This window comes from Candidatus Thiodiazotropha sp. AKAK2 (genome assembly GCF_058244685.1).
In genome coordinates this window covers 1-9,735 of record NZ_JBSYOP010000027.1, presented here as the reverse complement: position 1 = coordinate 9,735, position 9,735 = coordinate 1, and the positions used below count along the sequence as shown (strand labels likewise).

Sequence of the window (9,735 nt, the reverse complement as noted above, 5' to 3'; positions counted from 1 at the left end):
AGGTAACAAGCGTGCAGCTCAAAGTTCAATCGAGGGTCTATTTCTGGCTGTTGTCAATCGTGTTGTTGCTATTGACCACACAGTCACAGGCTGCATCCAGAATTCTCGATCGTATTGAAATCGATTCTGAAGCGGGGGCAAATGTCATCGCTGTCCACTTCAATGTGCCGGTCCGTTATGTGTCTCACCTGATCAATGAGTCAAACAGTGAACTGGGAGTGCAGGTCAGGGTAGGACAGACCACGGATGAAGAGCTGGGTGCGACAACCGAGCAGGACCAGGATGGCGAGCTCGATCAGGAGGATCAACTAACCTGGAGCCCATCTGCTGCGATACCACTTGATAAAGTGGTTTTTCAGGGTAGCCGTCTAGGCACCTCCACCCTGCTGGTCTCATTCGCCACGCCGGTCAGGGATGTGAAAATCCGCCAGGGCAGGGATTTCTATGTGATGGAGTTTGTTCTCCCGGAACAGGCCAAACGCAGCTCTGGTTTCGGCCAGGCCAGATTGAAGACGCTGCAGACCGAAGTGCCTGAAATGAAGGCGCCATTGAGTGTCAAGTCACTGCCCCTGGTGATCTATGTACTCAATCTCGGTGTCCAATCCGAACCGGTCGACTATGAGGAGATGCCACCGGTGCCAATCGGCGAAAATCAACTGCTCTACAGCACCAAGGGGGAGATCGAAGGTAATCCGATCTACCGTCTGCGGCTCGGATTTTTTCGCACCAAGCAGGATGCCAAACGGCAGTTAGAGGCGGTAAAGAGCTTCTATCCGAATGCCTGGATCGACACGGCGGATATTGTTGAGCGTCGACAGGCCTTTTTTGAGAGGGGATTGGAGCCGGGATTGGACGGTCAATACATGGAGGAGCCTGAACTGGCCAATGTGGACCCCCGTATCACCAAGATGATGGAGATGATCCGGCGCACCATCACGGCGGGTGACTATGCCAAAGCGGTACGCTTGTTGGAAGCCCTGCTGGAAGAGCCTGACAACATCTACACCCAGGAAGCCCTGGAGCTGCTGGGTCTCTCCCGTGAACGTAACGGTCAGATTGCCCATGCGAAAGGGGAGTACAGACTCTATCTGGAAAAGTACCCGGAAGGTGAGGATGCGGAGCGGGTGACACAGCGTCTGCTGGGCCTTGAGACCGCACCTCAACGGCCCAAAGAGACCTTACGCAAAAGGCCCAAGCCGGGGGAACCAGGCAGCGAAGAGGAAGGGGAGAAGGCGATTTGGGATGTCTACGGCAGTTTCTCCCAGAACTACCGCCGGGATAAGATCGACAGTCCCTTTGTCGAGGACGAAGACAGTATCTCCCGCTCGGAGATTGAGAGTTTCGTCGATTTCAATGCCCGTCGCCGCAGTGAAGATTACGACATGCGCATGAAAATCACCGGCAGTTATATCTACGATCTGCTGGATGATGGGGAAAACGATACCACCCTCAGCGATGCCTATATCGATGTTGAACACCTGGACACCCGGACCAGCGCCAAGTTTGGCCGTCAGAGACTCCGTTCAAGCGGTATCCTGAACCGATTTGATGGATTGGTACTCGGTTACGAGCTCACCCCGGATATCAAACTCCGGGCCTCAGCGGGTCTGCCGGTCGAACGCTCCCGGGATACCTTTCTGCATGAACACAAACAGTTTGCCGGGATCAGTGGTGATTTCTCCAGCATATTTGAAAACTGGGATGCGAGCCTGTTTTTAGTCGAGCAGCGGGTCGATGGTCTGGTTGACCGAAGAGCACTGGGTGGTGAGGTCCGCTATTACGATCCGCAAAAGTCCCTGTTCAGTCTGGTCGATTACGATATCTTCCACAAAGAGCTGGGTATTTTTATGCTGCAGACCAACTGGCGCCTGGAGAACAAAACCAGCCTCTATCTCAATCTGGATTATCGCAGCAGTCCAATTCTGATGACCTCGAATGCCCTGAGTGGACAATCAGACCCGGACACCTTTCTGCCGATCGAGTCAGTTGAGGAGATGCAGGATTTCTATAGCGACGATGAGATCTATGATCTGGCCCTGGATCGTACTGCCAAATCCTCGAGTATCTCCTTTGGTGTCACCCATCCTTTCTCGGACACCCTGCAATTGAGTGGCGACTTTACGGCCAGTAAAACCGGTGAAACCCCCGCTTCAGGTGGCGTACTGGCCACGGAGGCCACCGATACGGAGTTCTTTTACTCCTTTCAGGTGATCAAGAACGATCTGCTGAAACAGGGGGATATCGGAGTGTTCACCCTCCGATATTCCGATTCGGATACCTCGGATACCTATCGGGTTGGGGTCAGCAGCCGTTATCCCATCACCAACGCCTGGCGGGTCAATCCGCGTCTGGACGTCTCCTATCGGGAAAACAAAGAGAATGAAGGAACCCGGTTTACGGTCAGTCCGTTTCTGCGGATGGACTACCGATTGCGGAAAGACTTCAGCTTCGAACTGGAGGGGGGACTCAACTGGTTTGAAGAGGATGATGGTACGGAAGTGACCAATTTTACCGACTACTTCTTCTATGCGGGCTACCGATGGGATTTTTAAACTTCAGCAAACGGCCACTGAAAGCTCTAGGGATGTAACAACGGATCCTTTTTTGGTCCAAATATTTTTATTTACCCTAGCCAAAAGTCCATCAACAGCGGTTATAATCCCATCTTTTCCAGTCCCTAGGATTCCGGATTGTATCAACTACTCGTTATTGCCAGCGGCGGTGCCGCCGGAGCTCTATTCCGCTTTTGGGTATCCAGCGGCGTCTATGGGGTTTTGGGACGAGGGTTTCCCTATGGCACCCTGGCGGTCAATGTATTGGGTTCCCTGGTGATGGGATTCCTCTATGTGTTGTTTATTGAACGCATGGTGGTCTCGACTGAATGGCGGGCCGGATTGTTGATCGGCTTTCTGGGGGCTTTTACCACTTTCTCCACATTCTCTATGGAGACTTTGAACCTGCTGGAGCAGGCCGAGGTCCTAAAAGCGGGCTTGAATGTTCTACTCAGTGTGGTGGCCTGTTTGTTGGCTTGCTGGCTGGGTCTGGTACTCGGGAGGCAACTATGAAACAGGCCGAAGTCACCATGGTGCGGGTCTATATCACCGAGGGAGATCACCAGCTGAGAAAGCTGCTCGACTTCCTGCATAATGAAGAGCAGGTAAGGGGAGTCACTGCATTTCGCGGCATTGCGGGCTTTGGCCGCTCGGGCAGAGCCCATGAGGCGTCACTTTTGGACATCTCCATGGATCTTCCTCTGGTGATCGAGTTCTTTGATAGCCCGGATCGGGTGGAAAAGGTTTTACAAGATTTGAATCAATGGGTAGAGCCAGGTTACGTAGTGAGCTGGCCTGCCCAGGTTAATATGGGTAAATAATCGATGTTGGATCCACGACTGATAAGAAACAATCTGGAAGAGGTGGCAGCACAGCTGCGTCGCCGTGGTTATGAGTTGGATACCCAACTCATCGCTGAACTGGAGGAGCGTCGCAAGGGGCTTCAGGTTGAGTCCCAGGAGCTGCAGAATGAGCGCAACAGTCGATCAAAATCGATTGGCAAGGCGAAGGCGGCCGGTGAGGATATTCAGCCACTGCTGGCTGAGGTCGCCGAGCTGGGAGACCGGCTGAAACTCCTGCAGGAGGATCTGAATGGCGTTCAAGCCGAACTCTCCGAGATCACCCTGGGCATACCCAATATTCCTCATGAAACAGTACCTGACGGCCGGGATGAAGCGGACAACCGTGAAGAGCGGCGTTGGGGCGAGCCCCGTGAGTTCGATTTCGAGCCCAAGGACCATGTGGACCTGGGTGATGCCAGTGGGTTGCTCGATTTCGAAGCGGCAGCACGGATTACCGGTTCCCGCTTTGCGGTGATGGCGGGCCCGCTGGCCCGACTGCATCGCGCCCTGATTCAGTTCATGCTCGACACCCACACCACAGAGCATGGCTACACAGAGGCCTATGTTCCCTATATGGTCAACAGTGACAGCCTGCGGGGAACCGGTCAGCTGCCAAAATTCGAGGAAGACCTGTTCAAACTCTGCGGTGAATCCGGTTACTACCTGATCCCTACCGCAGAGGTGCCGGTCACCAACCTGGTTCGGGATCAGATCATCGACGCGGAGGATATGCCGAGGAAATGGGTGGCACACACACCTTGTTTTCGCTCTGAAGCAGGCTCCTACGGAAAAGACACCCGAGGCATGATTCGCCAGCATCAGTTTGAAAAGGTCGAGCTGGTGCAGGCGGTCAGGGCGAGTGAGTCCTTTCAGGCATTGGAGGAGCTGACCGGACACGCCGAAACGATTTTGCAGAAGCTGGAACTGCCTTACCGGGTTGTCACCCTGTGCACCGGCGATATCGGGTTCTCATCCACGAAGACCTATGACCTGGAGGTCTGGCTTCCGGGACAAAGTCAATACCGGGAGATCTCCTCCTGTTCCAACTTCGTCGATTTTCAGGCGAGAAGGCTACAGGCCCGCTGGCGAAATCCGGAGACTGGAAAGCCGGAGCTGGTCCACACCCTGAACGGATCGGGACTGGCGGTAGGCCGTACCTTGGTTGCTGTAATGGAAAACTACCAGCAGGCTGACGGATCGATAGAGATCCCGGAAGCCCTGAAACCTTATATGGGTGGAATTGAGAAAATCTAGAGGAATATGGGTGGCTAGACCATCATGATCAGTAAGGCCACAAAGCCCACTACAGCGGCCAGTGGCAAAATGGCAGCCATCCAGTCTCCCTCTTTCGCCTTGGGACTGTTCTTCATCCAGTGTTTGGCCCGTGGCCAGAGGAATATGATCCATCCCACGATGAGGATGGCGGAGAATATTTTTACCCAATCCATCGTTTTGCCTGTTCTATAAAAAAACCCCGGCATCGCCGGGGTTCTCTCACCACATCAATTGTGCTGATTAATCTTCCCCACCCAGTGCGCCAAGCAGATGCAGCAGGCTGGTGAAGATGTTGAGAATGGCCAGATAGAGACTTACCGTGGCCATGATGTAGTTGGTCTGAGCGCCGTTAACCATCTGGCTGGTCTCAAACAGGATATAACCGGACATCAGCAGGATCACGGCTGCGGAGATGGCCAGATGCAGGCCAGGCATATTCAGGAACAGACCGGCAAGTGAAGCGAGCATCACAACAATCATACCGGCAAAGATAAAGCCGCCCATGAAGCTGAAATCCCGCTTGGTCGAGAGGGCATAACCGGAAAGCGCAAGAAAGATAATACCGGTACCGCCAAATGCCGTTGCTACGATCTGACCGCCATTAGAGAGGGCGACATAGTAGTTCAGAGTGGGGCCGAGGCCAAAACCCAACAAGCCGGTGACACCGAATACTACCCACAGGCCTGCGGCAGAGTTGGCATAACGGGGCAGCACAAACCAGAGCACCACCAAGGCGCCGAGGGAGGTTCCCAGGGAGATCATTGGTGAAGGCGCTATGGCCATGGAAACAAGCGCCATCAACGCACTCCAGACCAGAGTGGCGGATAGCAACATATAAGTATTTTTTATTAGCTTATTAGTCGAAAGAGTGGACTCAATCGATTGTGTTGCAGTGAAATCTAGACGATTCATTTTGGTGTAATCTCCTGATTTATTCCCAAAAATCAAACTCTTTGTATCAGACAGTGGCTGCCATGAAATGTTCAGCACAGCATACCGTGCCGGCACAAAAGGTCAATACATATATAGGTAGGGATAACACTAGCAATTTCAAGGATGGTTATGTATCCTAGCGCCCCTTCAGGAGAGGTGGCAGAGCGGCCGAATGCGGTGGTCTTGAAAACCATTGAGGGTTAGTAGCCCTCCCAGGGTTCGAATCCCTGCCTCTCCGCCAAATAAAAAGGGGTGCTCAAATGAGCACCCCTTTTTATTTGGCGGAGAGGCAGGATTTGATTCGAACCCTTCGTTCGAAAGGAACGCAGTGACGCAGACGCCGCAGCGCAGCGGAGGCGCCCCGAAGGGGTGAGCGCAGCGAATCAATCCCTGCCCATCAGCAGGCACCCAAACCTCGCGTGGCGAGCACCCTTTATTACTGGCGGAGAGGCAGGATTTGATTCGAACCCTTCGTTCGAAAGGAACGCAGTGACGCAGACGCCGCAGCGCAGCGTAGGCGCCCCGAAGGGGTGAGCCGAAGGCGAATCAATCCCTGCCCATCAGCAGGCACCCAAACCTCGCGTGACGAGCACTCTTTATTATTGGCGGAGAGGCAGGATTTGATTAGAACCCTCGTAAGCTTCCCCCCCTGAAAACAGATTGAAACTGGATTTTTCTGGCGAACTACAGCCAGGAGGCTCAGATGAAAAAGTTCCGATTCACTGAAACACAGATCGTCTCAGTCCTGAACGAGGCGGATGCCGGCATGAAGGTTGCTCATCTCTGTCGTAAACACGGCACTTCCGAGGCGACCTACGACAACTGGAAACCGAAGTACGGAGGCATGTCCGCCTCGGAACTGAAACGGAGAAAGAGATGGAAGCCGAACTCTCGCATTTGAAACGCATGTTTGCAAATCTAGCACTGGAAAACAGGGCAATGAAGGACCTGATTGGAAAAAAGCTCTAAGACCGTCTGAAAGATGTGAGGCGGCTGAGTACATGATTCAGAATCATGACATTTCCATATCCCGGAGCTGTCGCTGTGTACGCTTGTCTCGCACCGCGTTCTATCAACAGCCAATTGACTGGATGCAGCAGACAAGCCGGGTATTGATGCCTTGAATCAGCTGACGGAGGAATTTCCCCGTTTCGGCTTCTGGAAATATCGGGATATTCTTGCTCTCTGGGGCTACCCCTGGAACCACAAGAAGATTTACCGGGTGTACTATGAAGTTGGGATTAAATCAGTCCAGGTCGACGAAGAAGCGCCTACCAGATTGCGATCCAATTCCTCTGTTTGTTCCTCAGACTCGAGGATCACGATTCGGTATGTTCAACGTGATCGACAATTTTAACCGGGAGTCGCTGGTGATCAAAATCGACACCTCACTTCGTGCTGCTCGCCTAGTCCGGGTGTTCGAGCGTTTGAAAGAGACGAGGGGCCTGCCAGATGTACTTCGGGTGGGCTATGGCTCTGAGTTCCTGGGCGGTATCTTTGTCGAATGGTGCCAAGCCAATGCTATCTTTATCGACTACATAGTAGCCGGGTAAGCCAAACCAAAATGCATTCATCGATCGCTTCAGCCAGAGTTTGAGAAATAAAATTCTGGATCTATATCTCTTCCCCAGTCTGGCTCAACTACATTAGCTTGGCGATAACCGATCATCCTCTTCCCTCGCCGTGATGGTCTGCAGCGTGATCACTTTGCGCCCTTGCAGTCAATTCCTGCTGGGTGGGTGTATGCACCCATTCGGCTCGCACGTCGTGCCGGGAAAACAATGATGACACACTAGACGGCCGGGCATCTCCAACCAATACGAGATGACGGCCGCCGTGGAATGTCAATTCATTGTTTGCTGATGTAAAACTCGATCAGCGGTTGAATGTCTTCGTCTTTGACCTTCTTCATTTTCTTCTTCATCTTTTTTGTCGTTTCGCGTTCGCCCGAGGTGATCAATGCGAACTGTCGTTCCAGATAGCCGCGCCACTGACCTGCCAGGATTGCTGCGTCGTCATCGGCATTGGCGCCGCCTTCCGAGTGGCATTTTTCACATAGCTTGTCGTGCACTTCTGCACCCCGTTTGGCGGCCACTGCATCGAAATCCTGTTTGATGGGTTTGAAAGTCTGCTTGGCGTAGTGGGCGGAGATCGCATTGATATCCTTGTCACTCATATCCTTGGCAATCACCTGCATGTCGGTTTCCTCGCCACCACTGGGCTTGTACTTGTCCGCAGGTCGATCCCCCGCCTTGTATTGTTCCATCATATCTACCATTGAGGATTCGGAAAAACCGGCTATCGAAGGAACCTTGTCATCTGTGCTGTTGCCGTTGCTGCCATGACACTCATCACATTCCTTTGCCATGTCGGATAGGCTGGCCGCGAATACGGAACCGGAGAACACCAGACAAATGGATGAAAGTATGCCAAACACGGCAACGCGTTGCTTGTTATTCATATAGATCCTCTCTCTCATAGATTTGATTATTTTGATATCGATTGAATCCCTCCGGCACCATTCCTATGCTGCAGGCGAGCATCCTGCAGTGTACGATAATAGTAGCATTTCATTTAAAAAAAACGAGATTGAACCTGAAAAAAACATCATCAGCGAACATAAACTCTAATATCAGAAACAAACGCTGTCTAACCCGAACCTGTTTTCTTAAGCTTCCTTAATAAACAAGGCCGGAGCGGAATAATCTTTATATTTAGAAACATTTTCTCTTGGACCCTGTATGTTATTTTTACTTTACTTTTAAGACGCCAAATACGATACAAATGGCACCACCCACCATACCAGCTCAAGCCTCAATTGGTGCGTCATCACTTAAGACGCTGCTAACCTGAAAACCAGCAGGATCATAAATGTTGTAACCCCATGCTGCCAAAACAACACCAGCAATCATGAACACAATTCCGATAACTTTGTTATTCATAATCAATCCAGTTTGTTGAGTTCAAGATTTACTTTCTGCTTTCACATTAAGAGTTACGTTAACGAGATCCCTGTACCATTGCGATTTTTGAGCAAGATCTCTGAATAACACCCAAGCAACCAAAAAAAATTTCCTGATTACCCATAAACTCAGCCATCCTCAAGAGACGATATGGCATCGGTGATGTGCATAGAGCAACAAAGCGTAGCCGCTCGATCATTTCTGGAAAATTGAAATGACGATTAAATCGATACTCGATCTCTGTTAAATAGCGAGGCGCATGTTTTTCACGAATAGCATGAAAAGATCCCAGCATAGTATTCACTCATTTGAAGATGAACAGCCGGACGCTCTTTCTTCCACCATCCATAAAAAGAGCAATATGCTCATACTCGGTATCGGTGACTGCCTTGAAACAGTACAATTCATCCGAATAGACGGTACTACCCGAAACCAATCTGGCTTTGGCATATCGGGTAATCTCCGTACTACGAAAACCACGTATCCGGCATAGATGAATCTTAAGTGGCCTGCCGTCCTGCCTCATCTCAATGGCGGCTTCGAAAGGGATTTTGTTACGCGAATCCCGTCCACGTTTACCGGGCTTCTCGCCGCCAATATAAGACTCATCCTTATCAATGGGACCGCCCAGATTCTTCTCACACTGTCATTTCATCATGACTTGTATCAGCTTATGCTGCACTGCGAGCTCAAGACGACATCGCATGACGGCACCACGCCTGTGATTTTTGAGTTGCTGGAATAGATGGCACATCCTTGTGCGTCACCCGGCTGTCTGCGATGACACCCCGGCCAAGAGTCAGCCTTACCCGCTTTCCTGGGGTGTTTGCACCTGGCCGCCGGCACCGGGTGTTGGTGATGCCGGCAATGCGGAAACTGCTGGGACAATAACCCAGTTGAACGATTTTTTAAGAAGCTTGAAAACCGAATGGATGCCTGAGATCGTTTATCGCACATTTAAGGAAGCGAAGTGCCATATCACGAAGTAGTTTATTGGATACGATAGCCATTTCAGGCCACATACACACAACGATGGGTTGGCGCCTAGTGGGCCATGCGGTTAATTGTGTAACGCATTCTTGGCTCGGCCCACAGCAGCAATAATGTTGGCTGCAGGTTTGCTCCACTTAAAAGGTTTGGCGCTGTGCGTATTGTGAACCTTGATGAATC

General features: G+C 51.5%; 12 protein-coding genes, 1 tRNA gene and 1 pseudogene. 9 read left to right on the top strand and 5 right to left on the bottom strand.

The features are described from left to right. Nucleotides 1-11: 11 nt before the first annotated feature. The 4 genes from AC4IE8_RS11595 (at nucleotide 12) to serS (ending at nucleotide 4,648) form a co-directional block, all read left to right on the top strand. Nucleotides 12-2,552 carry a tetratricopeptide repeat protein gene (locus tag AC4IE8_RS11595; RefSeq protein WP_490791065.1) on the top strand — a complete coding sequence of 847 codons (2,541 nt, stop codon included), beginning with the start codon at nucleotides 12-14 and terminating at the stop codon, nucleotides 2,550-2,552. Between the two features lie 138 nt (nucleotides 2,553-2,690). Continuing rightward, entirely contained in the window at nucleotides 2,691-3,065 is a 375-nt protein-coding gene (crcB, locus tag AC4IE8_RS11590) for a fluoride efflux transporter CrcB (protein ID WP_490791064.1), read from the top strand. Continuing rightward, complete coding sequence (locus AC4IE8_RS11585) at nucleotides 3,062-3,373, top strand: DUF190 domain-containing protein (RefSeq protein WP_068993567.1); 312 nt, start codon at nucleotides 3,062-3,064, stop codon at nucleotides 3,371-3,373. The genes crcB and AC4IE8_RS11585 overlap by 4 nt, the downstream gene beginning before the upstream one ends. Before the next feature lie 3 nt (nucleotides 3,374-3,376). Beyond that, nucleotides 3,377-4,648 carry a serine--tRNA ligase gene (gene serS, locus AC4IE8_RS11580; RefSeq protein ID WP_068993564.1) on the top strand — a complete coding sequence of 424 codons (1,272 nt, stop codon included), beginning with the start codon at nucleotides 3,377-3,379 and terminating at the stop codon, nucleotides 4,646-4,648. Between the two features lie 14 nt (nucleotides 4,649-4,662). Here serS and AC4IE8_RS11575 read toward each other — a convergent pair whose 3' ends face one another. Both AC4IE8_RS11575 and AC4IE8_RS11570 read right to left on the bottom strand, forming a co-directional pair. Further along, entirely contained in the window at nucleotides 4,663-4,842 is a 180-nt protein-coding gene (locus AC4IE8_RS11575) for a hypothetical protein (protein WP_068993561.1), read from the bottom strand. 67 nt (nucleotides 4,843-4,909) lie between these two features. After that, nucleotides 4,910-5,581 carry a Bax inhibitor-1/YccA family protein gene (locus tag AC4IE8_RS11570; RefSeq protein WP_490791063.1) on the bottom strand — a complete coding sequence of 224 codons (672 nt, stop codon included), beginning with the start codon at nucleotides 5,579-5,581 and terminating at the stop codon, nucleotides 4,910-4,912. Between the two features lie 171 nt (nucleotides 5,582-5,752). Here AC4IE8_RS11570 and AC4IE8_RS11565 point away from each other — a divergent pair. From AC4IE8_RS11565 to AC4IE8_RS11550, 4 genes are all read left to right on the top strand, one after another. After that, nucleotides 5,753-5,843, top strand: a tRNA-Ser gene (locus tag AC4IE8_RS11565). A 462-nt stretch (nucleotides 5,844-6,305) separates the two neighbouring features. Then, nucleotides 6,306-6,503, top strand: coding sequence for a transposase (locus AC4IE8_RS11560; RefSeq protein WP_490791062.1), 198 nt, complete (start codon nucleotides 6,306-6,308; stop codon nucleotides 6,501-6,503). A 430-nt stretch (nucleotides 6,504-6,933) separates the two neighbouring features. Continuing rightward, entirely contained in the window at nucleotides 6,934-7,155 is a 222-nt protein-coding gene (locus AC4IE8_RS11555) for a hypothetical protein (protein WP_490791061.1), read from the top strand. Nucleotides 7,156-7,174: 19 nt separating this feature from the next. Beyond that, nucleotides 7,175-7,252 (top strand): hypothetical protein, encoded by a 78-nt coding sequence (locus tag AC4IE8_RS11550; RefSeq protein ID WP_071891899.1) that lies wholly within the window; start codon nucleotides 7,175-7,177, stop codon nucleotides 7,250-7,252. Between the two features lie 199 nt (nucleotides 7,253-7,451). Here AC4IE8_RS11550 and AC4IE8_RS11545 read toward each other — a convergent pair whose 3' ends face one another. The 3 genes from AC4IE8_RS11545 to AC4IE8_RS11535 form a co-directional block, all read right to left on the bottom strand. After that, nucleotides 7,452-8,063: a c-type cytochrome gene (locus tag AC4IE8_RS11545; protein WP_490791060.1), complete on the bottom strand. Its 612-nt coding sequence runs from the start codon at nucleotides 8,061-8,063 to the stop codon at nucleotides 7,452-7,454. Nucleotides 8,064-8,409: 346 nt separating this feature from the next. Next, complete coding sequence (locus AC4IE8_RS11540) at nucleotides 8,410-8,544, bottom strand: DUF3185 family protein (RefSeq protein WP_071891894.1); 135 nt, start codon at nucleotides 8,542-8,544, stop codon at nucleotides 8,410-8,412. 325 nt (nucleotides 8,545-8,869) lie between these two features. Then, complete coding sequence (locus AC4IE8_RS11535) at nucleotides 8,870-9,184, bottom strand: transposase (protein ID WP_490791116.1); 315 nt, start codon at nucleotides 9,182-9,184, stop codon at nucleotides 8,870-8,872. Nucleotides 9,185-9,436: 252 nt separating this feature from the next. Between AC4IE8_RS11535 and AC4IE8_RS11530 the strand changes: the two are divergent. After that, nucleotides 9,437-9,629 (top strand): annotated as a pseudogene (locus AC4IE8_RS11530) (integrase core domain-containing protein); the annotation flags it as partial. Nucleotides 9,630-9,735: the final 106 nt, after the last annotated feature.